Genomic DNA, 17,255 nt, shown 5'->3' on the forward strand with positions numbered 1-17,255 from the left:
CACACAATGTCGGAAAACCTTTCGGCTTTCCTGTATCTGGTGGCCTCGGTCTGCTTCATCCTGTCGTTGCGCGGACTTTCGTCACCTGAATCGGCCCGGACCGGGAACATTCTTGGCATGGTGGGTATGGCAATTGCCATCTTTACCACGCTGGCATCCCCGGCGGTGCTGTCTTATACCACCATCATTGTCGGCATCCTGATTGGCGGTGCGATCGGTACGGTGATCGCCCTTAAAATCCAGATGACCGCCTTGCCACAGCTTGTCGCGGCCTTCCATTCGCTTGTCGGTCTGGCAGCGGTGTTTGTTGCCGGTGCGGCCCTGTATTCGCCCGGTGCCTATGGCATCGGAACGGCGGGCAATATCGGTGCGGCCAGCCTGATTGAAATGGGGCTTGGCGTTGCCATCGGTGCGATTACCTTTACCGGATCGCTGGTTGCATTCGGCAAGTTGCAGGGCATTGTTTCGGGGACGCCGGTACGCTTCCCGGGGCAGCATATGCTGAACCTGTGCATCGGGATTGGCATTGTTGTCTTTGCCATCATCCTTGTTGCAACCGAAAGCCACACGGCCTTCTGGATCCTGGTGGCGCTGGCGCTTGTTCTGGGCATCACGCTGATCATTCCGATTGGCGGGGCGGACATGCCGGTCGTTGTTTCCATGCTGAACTCCTATTCCGGCTGGGCAGCATGTGGCATCGGCTTTACCCTGCAAAACAATGCGCTGATCATTACCGGTGCGCTGGTCGGTGCGTCGGGGGCGATCCTGTCCTACATCATGTGCAAGGGCATGAACCGTTCGATCTTCAACGTCATCTTTGGTGGCTTTGGTGCCGAAGGTGAAGCTGCCGCTGCTGGTGGCGGTGATGGCGATCGTGCGGTCAAATCCGGCTCGGCCGATGATGCGGCCTTCATCATGAAGAATGCATCGAACGTGATCATCGTTCCGGGCTATGGCATGGCAGTCGCACAGGCACAGCACGCCCTGCGTGAAATGGCCGATATCCTCAAGGCCGAGGGTGTCAATGTCCGCTACGCCATCCATCCGGTCGCAGGTCGAATGCCCGGTCACATGAACGTGCTTCTGGCCGAGGCCAGCGTTCCCTATGACGACGTTCTGGAAATGGAAGAAATCAACCGTGATTTCGGATCCGCCGACGTTGCCTTTGTCATCGGGGCCAACGACATCACCAACCCGGCCGCCAAAACCGATCCGGCCAGCCCGATCTTTGGCATGCCGATCCTTGAAGTCGAAAAGGCCAAAACGGTCCTGTTCGTCAAACGCGGCATGTCAGCCGGTTACGCTGGCATCCAGAACGAACTGTTCTTCAAGGACAACACCATGATGCTGTTTGGTGACGCCAAAAAGATGTGCGAAGAAATCTTCATGCATCTTGATAACTGATCAAACCATTCGGTTTGAAAATGAAGAAGGCGGCTCCGATGGGGCCGCCTTTTTTTCGTCGGAGTGGTTGCTTATAACCCCAAGCTGTCGGAGGATTTGAACATCATGGATCGGAAGGTCATATGTTTCGAATAGTCAGGGTCTCGCTTTTTATGGTGGTTATTCTGTCGATTGCGCTGGTCGCGTCGATGGGGTTGAATATTCTGACCTATGTGCGTCTGACCGATGAAGACCCGATTGCGACCCTTTATTTCGAACCGGTTTCCGATGATGTGTTTACTGCGCATCTGGTGTCCGATGATCCCGGTGTCAGCGGGACTTATGAGATCCTTGGCGATCAGTGGCGGATTGATGCGGAATTCATCAAGCTGAAGCCCTGGGCCAATATCATTGGCATGGATGCGCGTTATCAGCTTGTGCGGTTCGAGGGCCGCTATCGCGATGTGGTGCGGCAAAATACCGCACCGTTTCGGGCCTATGAGCTTGGGGCGGGCGATGCGCTTGATCTGATCAATTATCTGGCAGAATGGAATTTTCTGGTCGATGCCGAATATGGCAGTTCGACCTACACCGATATCAAGGAAGATACGGTGTATCGTGTTTATCGCACCCAGTCGGGGATTATCATCCGGTCCGAACCGATGCCCGATCCGATTGGGTATGAGCCAACGATGCTTGATGATATCCGGGCCTGGGTGTCGGGAAACTGATGTGAAATCAGTCGCGTTTCAATAGGCAAGAAAAACCAAACCCGCCCGGATTTCTCCGAGGCGGGCTTGGCGCACGGGTCCGAACTTGGCAAGCCAAATTCGATCGTACAGTCACGTTCGAGATACCCCGAAAGTGAAAAAGACTAGAAGCCTTCGCGCTCGATGCGCTTACGCTCCAGCTTGCGGGCACGACGGATTGCTTCCGCCCCTTCGCGAGCTTTCTTCTCCGACGGCTTTTCAAAGTGGCGACGGAGTTTCATCTCACGGAAAATGCCCTCGCGCTGCATCTTTTTCTTAAGCGCTTTCAGAGCCTGATCGACATTGTTGTCGCGAACGATTACCTGCACGGAAACCACGCTCCTTTCAAAAAAACAAAAACACCCGGAGTGCGGAATGCTCCCCGGTTGGATTTACGGTCAAGCTGACCGTGGCCTGTATATAGTGCAAACCGGCCAAAAAGAAAAGAGGGAAGGGGATATTCGCCTTTGACGTTTATACATGCCTGCACCGCAAAACGCCAAGGCATGGGAGGTGAATTTCCGATGTCGGTTTTGTGATGGGATGCTTTGGGTGAATTATATAGTAAAAATAAAATCAAAAGTTGCTATAATGCGTTGACAAAATTCAATATATCGCGGGCCACCAAGGGTGATCAGCCCCGGATATCAAAACGCACAAGACAAGGTTGGTTCAAAAACGGGTAGGGTCCACAGATGGAAAACAGTCTGCGCGAAGCGGCAATTGCCCATGCGCCGTTCTTTGTTACAGCGCCGGGCGATACCGATGCCCTGTTTGTCGGTGTTGTCTGGTTTGTGATTCTGGCGGTGTTTTTGATCGGGGCGTTTTATCTGAATATCCATGCCTTGCCCGAACGGTTGGCCCATCACGCCAATCACACCCAAATTCAGCTGATCGGTGTTCTGACGCTTTTGGCGTTATTTACCCATAATAACGTGTTCTGGGTGGCGGCACTGGTTCTGGCGGTGATCCGGTTCCCCGATTTCATTTCCCCGATTCAGGCGATTGCCAATGCGCTTATGGCAATGGCGCAGGCCAAGGGGGCGACCATAAGCCCCGGTGATGCGACCCAAAGCCCGTCGCCAAGCCCGTCGCCAAGCCCGTCGTCAAGCCCATCGGGAACCCCGGCGCCAAACCCGTCACCAGCAACGGCACATGGGACAACCGATGTGAAACCGGCGGACGGGGCAGCCAACCCTAATCGGTCATCCGGGGACGCGCGTCAGGAGAATCCGAAAGATGTTTGAGCTTCTTCTGTGTTCGATGTTCACCATCCTGCCCGATTTTCTGGTGCGCCGGTATGTCCAGGGCAAACGGATCGGCAAGGAATTAACCCTGTTTTCCGTCTGGTATGAGCTTCGCTATGGCATTACGGCCTGTGCGATCCTGACGCTTAGTCTGGTGACGTTGATTTTCTATTTCCATCCGTCGACAACCAATGTGTCGTCCTTTTTCCGGACCATCACAATTCTGCCGGAAAAGGGCGGGCGCGTGGTCGAGGTTTATGTCGATAATGATGACGATGTGGATGCCGGGGACCCGTTATTCCGCCTTGATAACCGGGTTGAACGCGAAGCCGTTGCCATGGCCGAACAGCGTATTGCCGAAATCCGTGCCCAGATGGATGTGGCGCGTGCCGATATTGCCGTGGCCGAAGGCAATGTCGAACAGGCGCGCGGGGCCTATAATCAGGTGCGCGACGAATTGAAGGTCAAATCTGACCTGCTGTCGCGCGGCACCAATGCGGTTTCAAGGCGCGAAGTCGAACGGCTGGAAGTATCACTGACCACACGCCAGGGCGGACTTAATGCCGCGGAGGCCAGCCTGAATGTCATCAAGACCAAGCTCGACAGTCTTCTGCCCGCCCAGCTTGCCAATGCGCAGGCAGCCTTGCGATCGGCTGAGGCTGATTTGTCCAAAACCGTTGTCCGCGCCGGGGTAAAGGGCAATATCCAGCAATTCGCCCTTCAGGTCGGGGATTTTGTCAGTCCGATCTTGCGTCCGGCCGGTATCCTGATCCCGGAACGGGACGGGGAAACCATATTCCTTGCCGGTTTTAACCAGATATCGACACAAGTGGTCAAAACCGGTGTGATTACCGAAGTCACCTGTGCGTCCCTGCCATTTGAAATCATCCCGATGGTGGTGATTGACGTGCAGCCGGTGATCGCCGCCGGTCAGTTCCGACCAAGCGACCAGTTGCTTGATATCACCGAACGGGCCAAGCCCGGTACGTTCCTGGTCAAGATGGTGCCGCTTTATCCGGAATCGATTGCCGATGTGCCGCTTGGCAGCAAATGTGCCGGCAATGCCTATACCAACACCCATGACCAGCTTGAAAATCCTGATATCGGAACCGGCGAATGGCTGTTCCTGCATATGGTGCAAACCGTCGGTGTGGTTCATGCGCTATTGTTGCGGGTTCAGGCCCTGCTATTGCCGATCCAGACGCTGGTTCTGACCGGGCACTAGGGATGGGGTATTCCCGGGACGCGCCGGGGGATTGCAAGGATGAGTGTCGCTGGCATCGCAGGTGTTGCTTGCAAGGGCCGGTATCGTCGGGATGTTTTGCACGCCGGGGCTTTACAGCCGGGCGGTTTTGGATGGATATAGTGCTATGTCGATCCTGAAAATTGCCCGGATGGGCCACCCGGTTCTGCGCAAGGTCGCCGACCGGGTCGAAGACCCGCTTGATCCCGAAATTCAGCGCCTGATTGCTGATATGAAGGACACCATGAAGGATGCCGGTGGCGTTGGCCTTGCGGCACCACAGGTGTTTCAGTCAAAGGCGATCATGGTCTATTACGTGCCCGCGATGCGCCAAAGCGACGATCCCGACGATGCGGCCATTCCGCTTTCGGTTCTGATCAACCCGGAAATTGAACCGGTTGGCGATGAAATCGTTGATGGCTGGGAAGGGTGCCTGTCGATCCCGGGGCTTCAGGGGGTGGTACCGCGCTGGAACAAAATCCGTTATCGCGGGTTAAATGAACAGGGCGAAGAAATCGAACGCATTGCCGGTGGGTTCCATGCCCGGGTTGTTCAGCATGAATATGATCATTTGATCGGAGTCATGTATCCCGAACGTATGGAAGACATGACGCTTCTTGGGTTTAACGAAGAATTGCGCGAATACCCGCCCGAGACTACATTCAGGCAGGCTTGTGCATCGCGAAGTGATGACGATGCGCAAGACGCCAGATCACCTGACGAGGAGGCATAAATGACCGTGTCCGAAAGCATGAGCCGCCTGCAAGCCCAGCGCGAAGCACTGGTCGAGGCCGCCCTTGAACATATCCCCTTTGACGGCTGGACCAGACAGGCGCTGCTGGCCGGGGCAGAGGATCTTGATCTTGCGCCGGGTGAAGTGGACCGGTTGCTGCCCAATGGTATCCGTCAGGCCATTGTGACCTATGTCGAAATGACCGATCGCAAAATGATCGCCGCCCTTGATGAGAAGGGGCTGGAAAACATGAAAATCCGCGACCGGATTGCCACGGCGGTCAAAACCCGGCTTGATCTGGTGGAAAATCAGAAAGACGCCGTGCGCGGTGCGCTGGCCTTCATGACCCTTCCGCAAAATGCTGCCCTTGGGCTTAAACTGACCCATGGCACGGTTGATGCGATGTGGGTTGCCGCCGGTGATACATCGACCGATCATAACTGGTACACCAAGCGCATGTTGCTGGCCGGGGTGTATGGATCGACGCTGGCTTACTGGCTGGATGATACATCCGATGACCATGCCGACAGCTGGGCGTTCCTTGATCGCCGGATTGGTAATGTTCTGCAAATCCCGAAAATCACCGCCAAGCTGGGCAAGGTCGGAAAATTTGCCACAGCCCCGTTCAAGCTTGGTGCAAAGGTCGCCAATTGCATGCCGACCCCGGGGCGGCTGCGCCGTCAGTTCGGGGGCTGAGCCGACCGACTGCCAAGCATAAAGACAAAATCAGAAACGCCACCGGCAGCAATGCGATGGCGTTTTGTTTTGGGTCGGGGAACTCTTTGGGTCGATGGTCCGGAAGGCGGACCTAAAAGGTATTTTCAAGAAAACTCAGAAGCGTTCTGTCCGGGGCGTTTGCCCGTTTCATGTCCTCGGCCAGGTCGACGGTGAAGGCTGATCCGAAAAGATGGCGCGGGCTGTCGCCATTGGTTTTGCGCTTTGCCTTGTCATCGGCGGACTGGATTTCTTCAAGGGTCGGTTTGGCTACCAGCGCAACCAGTTCGGACGGCGGCGTTCCCATCCAGATGCCTTTGCGGTTTTCCTTGGCAAATTCCTGATCGCGCAAATAGGTCGCACAGCTCGGATGGCTGTCGCAGCTGACCATATCGACCATTGCCCACCCGGCACGCAGGATCAGCCGGTTAAGGTCATTACGCCCGATGGTGCATTCGGTCAGCATCGGGAACAGCTGCACATCCGAGACCTGCTGACATTTGATGGCATAGTTGTCGATGATGCGATCAAGTGCCTGGGATGCGGCGGCACCGCACTGGAATTCAACCGATCCCGCACGGCAAATCATGCCCGGTTTCGGGGCGCGAATGCCAAACAGTTCAACAATCAGATTGCCAAAACGAAGCTTGTCGCCTTCGACAACTTCGGGAAATCCGGCCGCACCCGGTGCGGCATATGCGCCATTCAGGCGGATTTCAATGGCGCCAAGCCCGGCAAGCATCGCAACAATGATCAGAAGTTTCTTCATCACGTTCAGTCCGTAAAGAGTTTCCTGCCTGATCAACAGCAAACCCGATGCCAATCTGCTGGGCATAAAATGCCAACCGGTGATATTGATGCGTAACGTAATGAAATACATAGCAAAAAGCCCCGGATGCATAGGCTGTCCGGGGCTTTGAATATTGTGTGACCTTACGGTCGGGGCACTTTATTTGGGAAGAACCCAGGTCACGTGACCCATTTTGCGTCCCGGCTTTGCTTCGGCCTTGCCGTAAAGGTGCAGTTTTGCATTCGGCTCGGTCAAAATTGCCTGCCAGTCATTGATGTCATCGCCCAGAAGGTTCTTCATGCGGGCTTTGGAATGGTGGGCCGGATCGCCCAGCGGCAGGCCGCAAACAGCGCGGATGAACTGTTCGAACTGGCTGGTGATGCAGGCATCAATGGTCCAGTGACCGGAATTGTGCGGGCGCGGGGCCACTTCATTGACCAGGATGTCACCATCGGTCGTGACAAACATTTCAACCGCCAGAAGGCCGACGAACTCCATCGCACTGACCAGCTTGATTGCGATGTCTTCGGCCTTTTTTGACAGGCTGTCGGCAATTTCAGCCGGGGCGACGGTCACATCAAGAATGTGGTTGGTATGCACGTTTTCGACCGGGCAGAAGCAGGCGGTATCACCCTGAACGCCGCGTGCGACAATGACCGAGATTTCACGCTCAAAGGAAATGAAACCTTCAAGGATGGCCTCGGCCCCCTTCATCTCGTCCCAGGCTTCGGCCAGATCGGTATCGGCGTTGATTTTGACCTGTCCCTTGCCGTCATAGCCAAGTTCGGTGGTCTTGAGAACCGACGGGCGGCCAAGTTTGGCGACCGCTGCTTCAAGATCGGCAAGCGAACGGACGGCTTCGAATGGGGCGGTGCCAATACCGTGTTCGTTGCAGAAGGTCTTTTCACGCAGGCGGTTTTGCGAAATATGCAGGCATTTCCAGCCCGGGCGTACCGGCACCAGTTCCGACAAAAGCTTTACGCTGTCATGCGGGACGTTTTCAAATTCAAACGTGACGACATCGACATCCTCGGCAAAGGCGCGCAGCGCATCCAGATCGGTGTAATCGGCAACGGTTGCCTTGGCGCAAACCTGTTCGGTCGGGCTGTCGGCTCCCGGCCCAAACACATGGACCTTATAGCCCAGTTCAGCCGCACAGAAGGCGGCCATACGGCCAAGCTGCCCGTTGCCCATGATGCCAATCGTGCTTCCCGGTGCGATGATGCGCGTGTCGAAATCCTGCGTCATTTAATCCTCGATCAAAAATTTTCCCGGTAGGAAAACATTGCCTGTCGTCAGGCCAATTTCAAATCTGTGACGGGCAAAACAAAAACGCGCCCGTTTGGGCGCGCCTGTCTTGGGTCATGGTGCCGGATCAACCGGTTCGTCGGCGACCGATGCGGTCTGGGCTGCGCGCCAGTCATCAAGGCGTGCGGCAAGTCCGTCATCCATCAGCGCCATGATTTCGGCTGCCATCAGACCGGCATTCTTTGCACCCGCCGATCCGATGGCAAGGGTGCCAACCGGAACGCCGCCCGGCATCTGCACGATGGAAAGCAGGCTATCAAGGCCCTTAAGCGTGCGGCTTTGAACCGGCACACCCAGCACCGGAAGCGGCGTCATGGCCGCTGCCATGCCCGGAAGATGGGCCGCCCCGCCCGCACCGGCGATAATGACCTTAAGGCCGCGCGACTTTGCCGTTTTGGCATAGTCATACAGGCGATCAGGGGTGCGATGGGCCGAAACGATTTTCTTTTCGTAAGGGACGTTCAGCGCATCGAGGACATCTGCTGCGTTTTTCATGGTTTCCCAGTCGGACTGGCTTCCCATGATAATGCCGATGACCGGTGTTTGATCGCTCATGTTGGCGGCTCCGTATTCGGGCGGTTTCGTGAAGGGCCGCATTATATGCAGCACGGGCCATCATGCAAGCCTGCTTGCAACATGCCAGACCCGCAGAATCCTTTATATTTTCCTGTCCGATCTTCAATTATTCCGCGCTACCCGGAAGGGTAGCGATACTATTCTTACTGTCGATTGAAAATTAATATGAAATGATTGTACTTTTGATTTATTATTTACCAATCACTCATATAACTGTGCAGGTAGCACGGGAAGGTCAGACATGAAAGTCACAAGGCCCGGTTCGTTGACACCCTCCATGGGGGGCGGGGATGGCAGATACCCATCCAATCCGTATGGTGTACTTGCCTATGGCAGGGATGCCGGAAGTCGACGTGCGCCCAGCCGCGAACATCAGGTTGATATCGATACGGAAACGCATCCCGACACGGTGGATGACGTTCCCTTTCACACGCCTGATATGGCCAATGTCCTTGGTATTCCCGACAGTCAGGTAACCCCGGCCGTTGAACAGGCCATCGGCCGGTTGATGGTACGCATCAACAGTCTGACGGAAAATGTCAATGAGCTGAAAAAGCGGCAGGCACGTCTGGCCCGCACCGAAGGCCGTGATCCGTTTACCGGGGCGCTCAGCTATCCGACCTTTATGCAGATTCTTGAAAACGAGGTTTCCCTGATCGGTACGGACCGCACCAACAGGACGGTTCTGATCTGCGAACTGTTTAACATTGACGATATTCTTCAGCGTTATGGACAGGGCTGCAAACACGGCCTGTTCAACTATGTCCGCAGAATCATGGCCGATTTCGTGATGGCACCGCATCATCTGGGCTATCTGGGATGTAATGACTTTGTTGCCTTGATGTATAATGTCGATCGTGACGATGTGTTGCAGCGTGCCGATGCGATAACGCGCTGGCTTGAACAGAACCCCTATTCGCATAACGACAAATTCATCTATGTCGTGCCGGTCTTTGGCCTGTATCAGGCGACCAATGGCGATACGGCCCAGTCGGTTCTGAATTCTGCGGATGCCGCCTTGCGCGCGCAAAAGGAAATGCGCCTCGCCCAGCTTGACCGTATCCCGTACGGCATCTGATTGCTTCACATATGCATTGAATGCCCGATGCAAGGCTTGCCTTGCATGTTTTTTTGTGTGGTCTTCAAAAACACAAACCCCGCATCGTCAATTGATGGTCGGGGTGCGGTTCGGATCAAATTTTTAAAGGGTGTCGGGGCGCTTTCGCGTATGGGCAAAATCGGCGTTCCACGCGGGCGCAATTTCCGGCCCGGTCAGGCAATAATATCGGGCACGAGTTGCGACTCGACATAGCGAATTTCATCTTTTAACGCGAGTTTGCGCTTTTTCATGCGGCCCAGACGCAATTGGTCATGGTGCGGGGCCTGAACCATCTGTTCGATGGCGATATCAAGATCGCGGTGTTCCTCGCGCAATGAAAGAAGTTTCTTTTCAATCTCGATCTGATTGATTTCGTCCATTTTTGATCCAGCTTAATAATCAACGCGAAGGGATTCTGATAATACCAGAATTGAGGTGGGCAACCCATATGATTTGTATCACCCTTTGCGGGCGGGACCCTGAAATCAGGATCCGGACTTTAAAATAATGATGGCGACCTTGGGAAGGAAACACATGCGGATCGGGATTTTGACCAGTGGTGGCGATTGTGCCGGGCTGAATGCTGTTATTCTGGCGGTCGTGCGCCGCGCGGTTCTTGGCTATGGCTGGGATGTGGTCGGTATCCGTCAGGGTACACACGGCCTTATGCAGGACCCACCCCAGGCGATTGATCTTAATGATCAGGTCAATAATGACGGCATGTTGCGTCTTGGCGGGACCATTCTTGGCACGATCAACAAAGGCGATCCGTTTCATTATCCGATGCCCGATGGCAGTTTTGCCGACCGCTCGCAGGAAGTGATTGATGGCTATCACAAGCTTGGACTTGATGCGCTGATCGGGGTTGGCGGGGATGGCAGCATGGCGATCCTGCATCGGCTGGCCCAGATGGGGGGCATCAATCTGGTCGGTATTCCCAAAACCATCGATAACGATCTGGCCCAGACCGAATATTCGGTCGGCTTTACCACCGCGGTCAATGTCGCGGTCGAGGCGCTGGACCGCCTGCAACCGACTGCCGCATCCCACGATCGCATCATGATCCTTGAGGTCATGGGGCGCGATGCCGGGCATATTGCGTTGTTTGCCGGGGTTGCAGGTGGGGCAGATGCCATTCTGATCCCGGAAATGGATTACGATCTTGATGCGTTGACCGAACATTGTCTCAATATCCGTAAACGCGGGCGCAACCATGCGCTGGTGATTGTCGCCGAGGCGGTCAAACGCGATGACGGGGCGGCCGTGACCCAGGGCGATGACGGCCAAAAGGTCCGCTATGGCGGGATCGGGCACTGGCTGGCCGATGAACTTGGTGCGCGTACGGGCTGGGACACCCGGGTTACTGTTCTCGGGCATGTTCAGCGCGGCGGAACGCCATCGCCGCGTGACCGGGTGATTGCATCGGCCTTTGGGGTTCATGCGGTCGATCTGATTGCCGAACAGAAGTTTGACCGGGTTGTCGCCTGGTCAAAGCGCAAGGTTGTCGATGTGGCGATGGCCGATGTTATTGTCGGTCCGCGTCTGGTTGATACGGCGGGCACGATGGTCTCGACGGCAAAGGGGCTTGGTGCTTATCTCGGGCATCCGCCAAAGGTCGCGCGCACGGCAAAAACCGTGTGACGATCAGACAAAACAAAAAACGATACGAGCAGGTAACAATGGATCAGGATGAAGTCTGGACCTTTACGGTCGGGATGTATGGTCGCGACGGTGTGGCAAAGCTGTGTCTGGAATTGCAGGAACGCTGTGGTCTGGATGTGAACATGCTGCTGTTCATGTTCTTTCTTGGTCAGAAAGGATTGGCACCGCACAGCGTCAGCGCCCTGGAAGAAGCCGTGCGGGACTGGCGCGACAACGTGATCGTTCCGTTGCGCCAAACCAGACGCTTTTTGCGTGATGACCCGCGCGCAACCGCCCAGGAACTGCGCCAAAAGGTCAAATCAGACGAATTGCAGGCAGAACGGATTGAACAGCATATCCTGTGTGACGCGGTAACGCCGATCCCGTCGGATGACCCGTTTGCCGGGGCACGGGCATATCTGTCGCCCACCCGGTTCGATCTGGAACAGGGCGAATGTGATCAGGCGCTAAATCGCCTGATCTCGCTGATGGGGTTGGTCGCGGCCTAAGGCCGCGATGAACGTTCAGGCCCGGTTTTTCGGCTTGCCGGTGACCGGGATGTGATTGGCGGCATCCTCATCGCCCCAGCGTGCGGTGTCGGGCAAATCGATATCAAACAGATCAAGTACCCGCCCGCAACTTTGCGTGACCATTTCATCAAGCGATTGCGGTCGGGCATAAAAGGCCGGAACCGGCGGGGCAATGATCGCACCGTTTTCAGTGGCCTGCGCCATGTTGCGGATGTGCCCGGCATGCAGCGGGGTTTCGCGCACCATCAGCACCAGACGGCGGCGTTCCTTGAGCATCACGTCAGCTGCGCGCGCGATCAAATTGTCGGCGACTCCGCTTGCGACCTCGGCCAGGGACTTCATCGAGCAGGGGGCAACCACCATCCCGCGTGCCCGGAACGATCCCGACGCAATGGATGCTCCAATGTCGGCATTGTCATGGATGACGTTTGCCATCTCCTTGATATCGCGGATTTTAAAATCGGTCTCATAGGCGATGGTGCGTTCGGCTGCCTTCGAAAGAACCAGATGAGTCTCGATTGGTGTGTTTTTGAGCAATTCTAAAAAACGTATGCCGTAAATCACACCCGATGCGCCGGTTATGCCGATGATAAGTCGATCTTTTTGCGTCATGCCGATCCTTGCTGGACTGTGTTCTGGTTCACGATTGTGATTGAAACACTGGAAATCATGTTACGAAATTAATACCATCTTCTTGTGGGCAATGTCAGATATAAGGAGTAGGCGAATGAGCGTTCAAAGCCATATCGAAGCTCTTACTGCCAAACATGCTGCACTTGAGCAGGAACTCCACCTCGAGACGCGCCGACCGGCGCCCGATGATTCCCTTGTCGCAGACATTAAACGTCGCAAGCTTGAAATCAAGGACGAGATAAACCGAATAAACCATTAGCCGTTTGAGCATGGCCAAACGCGTGATGAAAAACATGCGATAAACCATGCAGACGGTTTGACGACCTCACAGATTTCCTAACTCTTGCTTTTGCCGCCTCCGATTGTCGCCCACGCGTGAGGCGGCAACTTTATGTCTGCGCTTTAAGGCGCCCGGCGACATTCCCGCTTCACTGATGACACCTGATCCGATACGCCCGTGCGGCCCAAGTCGATCACGGCGCAATGGATTTTAGTGATTTTAATCCGCAAAAAATGGCGGAATACCGACGCTCTACCAATGTCTAAGGGGTAAGTGCGCATTAAATAGGTATTATGATGCCGATTTAATCGCTCGCCACAAAAACGCGGTCCGTATGGGCACAAGATCCATCATCGCGGGAGGAATTTTCGCCAATGACTGGTCGTTATCAGGAAACCTATGATCGCTCCCTTGCTGACAAGGAAGGTTTCTGGGCAGAAGCTGCCGAAAACATCACATGGTACCGCAAATGGGACCGCGTTCTTGATGACAGCAATGTGCCGTTTTACCGATGGTTCACGGGTGGCGAGGTCAATACCTGCTATAACGCGCTTGACCGGCATATCGAAAACGGGCGCGGGGACCAAACGGCCCTGATCTATGACAGCCCGGTCACCAACACGGTCGAAAAAATCACCTATCGCCATCTGCGCGACGATGTGGCCCGCCTTGCCGGGGCCCTGCATGCACGCGGTGTGACCAAGGGCGACCGGGTAATCATCTACATGCCGATGATCCCGCAGGCCGCGATGGCAATGTTGGCGTGCGCGCGCATCGGGGCTGTGCATTCGGTGGTGTTTGGCGGGTTTGCATCAAACGAACTTGCCACGCGCATCAATGATGCCAAACCGAAACTGATCCTGACGGCCAGTTGCGGCATCGAAGGATCGCGCATCATTGAATACAAACCGCTTCTTGATCGTGCGATCGAACTTGCCGACCATAAACCGTCATCGGTCATTCTGTATCAGCGCCCGCAATGTGACGCCTTGCTGATCCCCGGGCGGGATTTTGACTGGACCGTGGAATGTGCCAAGGCCGCGCCATCGGATTGTGTGCCGGTGGCGGCGACCGATCCGCTTTATATTCTTTATACGTCCGGGACAACCGGTCAGCCCAAGGGCGTTGTCCGCGACAATGGTGGCCATATGGTTGCCCTGCACTGGTCGATGAAAAACATCTATGACGTCGAAGCCGGTGATGTTTACTGGGCGGCGTCCGATGTCGGCTGGGTGGTCGGGCATTCCTATATTGTCTATGCGCCGCTTCTGGCGGGCTGTACGACCGTGATGTATGAAGGAAAGCCGGTCGGCACCCCCGATGCCGGTGCCTTCTGGCGGGTGATTTCCCAACACAGGGTCAAGGTCCTGTTCACCGCGCCAACCGCATTTCGTGCGATCAAGCGTGACGACCCCAAAGCCGCCCATATGGCGAATTACGATCTTGGCTGTCTCAAGGCGCTGTATCTGGCCGGTGAACGGTCCGATCCCGACACCCTGCAATGGGCGGAAAAAAGCCTTGGCGTGCCGGTGATTGATCACTGGTGGCAAACCGAAACCGGCTGGTCGATCTGTGCCAATCCGCGCGGTATTGAACTGTTGCCGATCAAGTACGGATCACCGACGGTTGCGGCCTGTGGCTGGGATGTTCAGGTTCTTGACGAGGCGGGCAAACCGCTTGAACGCGGGCAGATCGGCGCATTGGCCGCCAAGCTGCCATTGCCGCCCGGCACCTTGCCGACGCTTTGGCAGAATGACGACCGGTTCAAGTCATCCTATCTTGAAGAATTCCCGGGCTATTACGCCACCGGTGATGCCGGTTTCATTGATGAAGACGGCTATATCTATGTCATGTCGCGCACCGATGACATCATCAATGTCGCCGGGCATCGGCTGTCGACCGGGGCAATGGAAGAAGTTCTTTCCGGTCATCCCGACGTTGCCGAATGTGCGGTCATTGGGGTGCATGACGATCTTAAGGGGCAATTGCCGCTTGGTTTCATCGTCCTGAAATCCGGTGTCACGCGGCCCCATGATGCCATTCTGGCCGAAGTGGTCGCCATGGTCCGCGATCAGATCGGACCGGTTGCGGCGTTCAAGCAGGCAACCGTGGTTGACCGGCTTCCGAAAACACGATCGGGCAAAATCCTGCGCAAGACCATGCGATCGATTGCCGACGGGGAAACCTATAACACGCCGGCCACCATTGATGATCCGGCGATCCTTCCGGAAATCGCCGAGGCACTCAAGGAAATCGGATACGCGAAATAACACCAACCAAAGATCCCGTAAGCACGGATACTCCCGGCTCTTTCATCACAGAGCACACCTTGCGCCTGCCATCCCCGATTGGCAGGCGTTTTTTCTTGGGCGTTGTAGGAATGGCGGAGGTGTTGGCTCTGTTCGGTCCGGTCCGGTCCGGTCCGGTTCGGTTCAGTTCAGTTCAGTTCAGTTCAGTTCAGCTCAGCTCGGTGCGGGGTTGCCGGACTTGGTGAAAGGGCTGGCTGTCAGGATTGTTCTGCCATCGGGATGCGCGTGTGACCGGGGGTGAGGATCCGGTAAAGGACGATTGCACTGATGAACCCGATCAGAAGCAACCCGGCTGATGCCCAGATCGCAGATTGCGGTCCGAAACGGGCAATCAGCTGATCATATAGGCTGGGCGCGATGGCCGACAAAAAGAAGCCCGGGATCAGCAATCTGCCAACCTGTTGTCCATATCCGCGCCGCCCGAAAATCATCAATGGCAATGTCCCGCGCGTTATGGTCAGAACGCCGTTGGCAGCACCATATAAAAACGTGAATGCCATCGCCGCCATCACATGGGGATCCCCGATCAGAACCAGCAAAAAGGAGACCGGCAGGATCGCGGTCGCCAGCACCGTCAGCCTGGTTGGCGCAAGCCGTTTGCCAAACAGTACTTCGGCCGCCCGTGCGATCGATTGACCAATCCCGCGCAGACTGGCTGTTTCAATGGCAATCACGGTGCCCAGGCCAAGCCCGATCAGAACCGCGATCATATGGGCTGACATCGCGGCATTGACGACATTCAGAACCGTCACAATCACCGCATAGAGAATGCCGCACAGCTGCTTGTTTACCGGTGTTCCTTCGCGGGTTTGGGCTTTTGGATTTGCCGCGATATTACCAGGCGGGGCATGGGCCGTTGGTGAAGATGGGGCGGGGGTATCGGTTTCATCGTCACTGTTGGGCGAAGCCGGCGGCAGCATCAAATGCAGCGGAACCGTCAAAAGGGCAAATCCGGCATAGCTTGCAAGGGCGGTGGTGATGCCAAACTGGCTTTCGATCAGATGACCGACCGGCCAGAACACGGTGGATGCAAGCCCGCCAAACAGGGTGATCTGTCCCATGGCCCGACCGGCATTCGGACCGCCGATGCGCGCCAGTGTGGCAAAGGCAGCATCATAAAGCGTCGCGCGCATGGCAATGCCCAGAATGATCCAGCCAACGAAATGCCAGAAGATCTGATCGGCAAAGGCCAGCGTCAAACAACCAAGCGCGTTAAGCACCGATCCCGCCAGCATCACCGGTCGTCCGCCCCAGTGATCAATCAGCCGCCCGCATGTCGACGAACAGATCCCCATGACCAGAAGTGCCGATGAAAACCCGGCATAGACGATTGCACTGTCCCAGCCATGTCGTGCGGCAATGATCGCACCGAAATTCCCGATCAGGTAATAGGCCGTCCCCCAACTGATCAATTGGGCAAGGCCAAGGGCAATAACAGTGCGTGGACGGATCATTTGTCGAGCGGACCGGGAAGAACCGGTTTGTCCTCGCCAAGGGATCGTTGCATCAGAATGGAATCAAGCCAGCGCCCAAACTTGAAGCCGACATTATGGAAAACGCCGGTTTGCTCAAACCCGAATTTGCGATGAAGGGCAATCGATGCGTGATTGGCGCTGTCACCGATCGCTGCGACCATCTGACGCCAGGGACCGTTTTCGCAACGCTCGATCAGATGGTCCATCAAAAGACTGCCGACACCCTGACCGGCGCAATCCGGGGCCACATAGATCGAATTTTCTACGGTATGGCGATAGGCCGTGCGCGGACGATAGGAACTGGCATAGCAATATCCGACGATGTTCCGATCATTGATCGCCACCAGATAGGGCATTCCCTTGTCACGGATTGCATGAAACCGGATGGTGATTTCATCCTGTGTTGGCGGAATTTCTTCGAACGATGCCGTCCCGGTCAGCACATGGTGGCGATAAATCGCGGTGATGTGCGCCATATCTGCATCGCATGCATCGCGCACGGTTATGCGGGTAACTGGGATCGGGCCGCTGGTAGTCAGGCACAT

18 protein-coding genes and 1 pseudogene are annotated in these 17,255 nt (G+C 55.7%); 11 read left to right on the top strand and 8 right to left on the bottom strand.

Going from position 1 to position 17,255, the window contains the following annotated elements:
- Nucleotides 1–6 precede the first annotated feature (6 nt).
- Complete coding sequence (locus CU041_RS04115; RefSeq protein WP_101245836.1) at nt 7–1,404, top strand: NAD(P)(+) transhydrogenase (Re/Si-specific) subunit beta; 1,398 nt, start codon at nt 7–9, stop codon at nt 1,402–1,404.
- A 122-nt stretch (nt 1,405–1,526) separates the two neighbouring features.
- A complete protein-coding gene (locus tag CU041_RS04120; protein ID WP_101245837.1) occupies nt 1,527–2,114 on the top strand; it encodes a hypothetical protein in 588 nt (195 codons plus the stop codon).
- Nucleotides 2,115–2,257: 143 nt separating this feature from the next.
- Here CU041_RS04120 and rpsU read toward each other — a convergent pair whose 3' ends face one another.
- On the bottom strand, nt 2,258–2,461 hold the full coding sequence (gene rpsU, locus CU041_RS04125; protein ID WP_008891676.1) for a 30S ribosomal protein S21: 204 nt from the start codon (nt 2,459–2,461) through the stop codon (nt 2,258–2,260).
- Between the two features lie 366 nt (nt 2,462–2,827).
- On the opposite strand from rpsU, the gene CU041_RS20900 reads away from it, so the two are divergent.
- The 4 genes from CU041_RS20900 (at nt 2,828) to CU041_RS04145 (ending at nt 6,051) form a co-directional block, all read left to right on the top strand.
- Entirely contained in the window at nt 2,828–3,379 is a 552-nt protein-coding gene (locus CU041_RS20900; RefSeq protein WP_233432996.1) for a hypothetical protein, read from the top strand.
- Complete coding sequence (locus tag CU041_RS04135; RefSeq protein WP_068519685.1) at nt 3,372–4,604, top strand: HlyD family secretion protein; 1,233 nt, start codon at nt 3,372–3,374, stop codon at nt 4,602–4,604. Before CU041_RS20900 ends, CU041_RS04135 begins: the two co-directional genes overlap by 8 nt.
- A gap of 145 nt (nt 4,605–4,749) precedes the next feature.
- Entirely contained in the window at nt 4,750–5,355 is a 606-nt protein-coding gene (gene def, locus CU041_RS04140; protein WP_101245926.1) for a peptide deformylase, read from the top strand.
- Entirely contained in the window at nt 5,356–6,051 is a 696-nt protein-coding gene (locus CU041_RS04145) for a COQ9 family protein (protein ID WP_068519687.1), read from the top strand. It abuts the gene before it with no gap.
- Nucleotides 6,052–6,163: 112 nt separating this feature from the next.
- Here the strand turns inward: CU041_RS04145 and CU041_RS04150 are convergent, their stop codons facing one another.
- From CU041_RS04150 to purE, 3 genes are all read right to left on the bottom strand, one after another.
- Nucleotides 6,164–6,904 (bottom strand): thermonuclease family protein, encoded by a 741-nt coding sequence (locus tag CU041_RS04150; protein WP_233432997.1) that lies wholly within the window; start codon nt 6,902–6,904, stop codon nt 6,164–6,166.
- A 114-nt stretch (nt 6,905–7,018) separates the two neighbouring features.
- The gene (locus CU041_RS04155; RefSeq protein ID WP_101245838.1) at nt 7,019–8,107 is read right to left on the bottom strand and encodes a 5-(carboxyamino)imidazole ribonucleotide synthase; all 1,089 of its coding nucleotides are present in this window, start codon (nt 8,105–8,107) and stop codon (nt 7,019–7,021) included.
- A 114-nt stretch (nt 8,108–8,221) separates the two neighbouring features.
- The gene (gene purE, locus CU041_RS04160; RefSeq protein ID WP_068519690.1) at nt 8,222–8,722 is read right to left on the bottom strand and encodes a 5-(carboxyamino)imidazole ribonucleotide mutase; all 501 of its coding nucleotides are present in this window, start codon (nt 8,720–8,722) and stop codon (nt 8,222–8,224) included.
- A gap of 262 nt (nt 8,723–8,984) precedes the next feature.
- Here purE and CU041_RS04165 point away from each other — a divergent pair, with 262 nt between their 5' ends.
- Nucleotides 8,985–9,821, top strand: coding sequence for a GGDEF domain-containing protein (locus tag CU041_RS04165; protein WP_228196486.1), 837 nt, complete (start codon nt 8,985–8,987; stop codon nt 9,819–9,821).
- A 194-nt stretch (nt 9,822–10,015) separates the two neighbouring features.
- Here CU041_RS04165 and CU041_RS04170 read toward each other — a convergent pair whose 3' ends face one another.
- Nucleotides 10,016–10,222: a YdcH family protein gene (locus CU041_RS04170; protein WP_068519692.1), complete on the bottom strand. Its 207-nt coding sequence runs from the start codon at nt 10,220–10,222 to the stop codon at nt 10,016–10,018.
- 154 nt (nt 10,223–10,376) lie between these two features.
- Here CU041_RS04170 and CU041_RS04175 point away from each other — a divergent pair, with 154 nt between their 5' ends.
- Complete coding sequence (locus CU041_RS04175) at nt 10,377–11,483, top strand: ATP-dependent 6-phosphofructokinase (protein WP_101245839.1); 1,107 nt, start codon at nt 10,377–10,379, stop codon at nt 11,481–11,483.
- 38 nt (nt 11,484–11,521) lie between these two features.
- Nucleotides 11,522–11,992: a TIGR02444 family protein gene (locus CU041_RS04180; protein WP_101245840.1), complete on the top strand. Its 471-nt coding sequence runs from the start codon at nt 11,522–11,524 to the stop codon at nt 11,990–11,992.
- 15 nt (nt 11,993–12,007) lie between these two features.
- On the opposite strand, the gene CU041_RS04185 is transcribed toward CU041_RS04180, so the two are convergent.
- Nucleotides 12,008–12,625, bottom strand: coding sequence for a UbiX family flavin prenyltransferase (locus CU041_RS04185; RefSeq protein ID WP_068519694.1), 618 nt, complete (start codon nt 12,623–12,625; stop codon nt 12,008–12,010).
- Between the two features lie 115 nt (nt 12,626–12,740).
- On the opposite strand from CU041_RS04185, the gene CU041_RS04190 reads away from it, so the two are divergent.
- Nucleotides 12,741–12,905: a YdcH family protein gene (locus CU041_RS04190; RefSeq protein WP_082817874.1), complete on the top strand. Its 165-nt coding sequence runs from the start codon at nt 12,741–12,743 to the stop codon at nt 12,903–12,905.
- A 380-nt stretch (nt 12,906–13,285) separates the two neighbouring features.
- Nucleotides 13,286–15,196 (top strand): annotated as a pseudogene (locus tag CU041_RS04195) (propionyl-CoA synthetase); the annotation flags it as partial.
- A 236-nt stretch (nt 15,197–15,432) separates the two neighbouring features.
- On the opposite strand, the gene CU041_RS04200 reads toward CU041_RS04195, so the two are convergent.
- A complete protein-coding gene (locus CU041_RS04200) occupies nt 15,433–16,689 on the bottom strand; it encodes an MFS transporter (protein WP_101245841.1) in 1,257 nt (418 codons plus the stop codon).
- The gene (locus CU041_RS04205; RefSeq protein ID WP_101245842.1) at nt 16,686–17,255 is read right to left on the bottom strand and encodes a GNAT family N-acetyltransferase; all 570 of its coding nucleotides are present in this window, start codon (nt 17,253–17,255) and stop codon (nt 16,686–16,688) included. The genes CU041_RS04200 and CU041_RS04205 overlap by 4 nt, the downstream gene beginning before the upstream one ends.

The organism is Thalassospira povalilytica (genome assembly GCF_002844235.1).
GTDB classification, from domain to species: Bacteria; Pseudomonadota; Alphaproteobacteria; order Rhodospirillales; family Thalassospiraceae; genus Thalassospira; species Thalassospira povalilytica.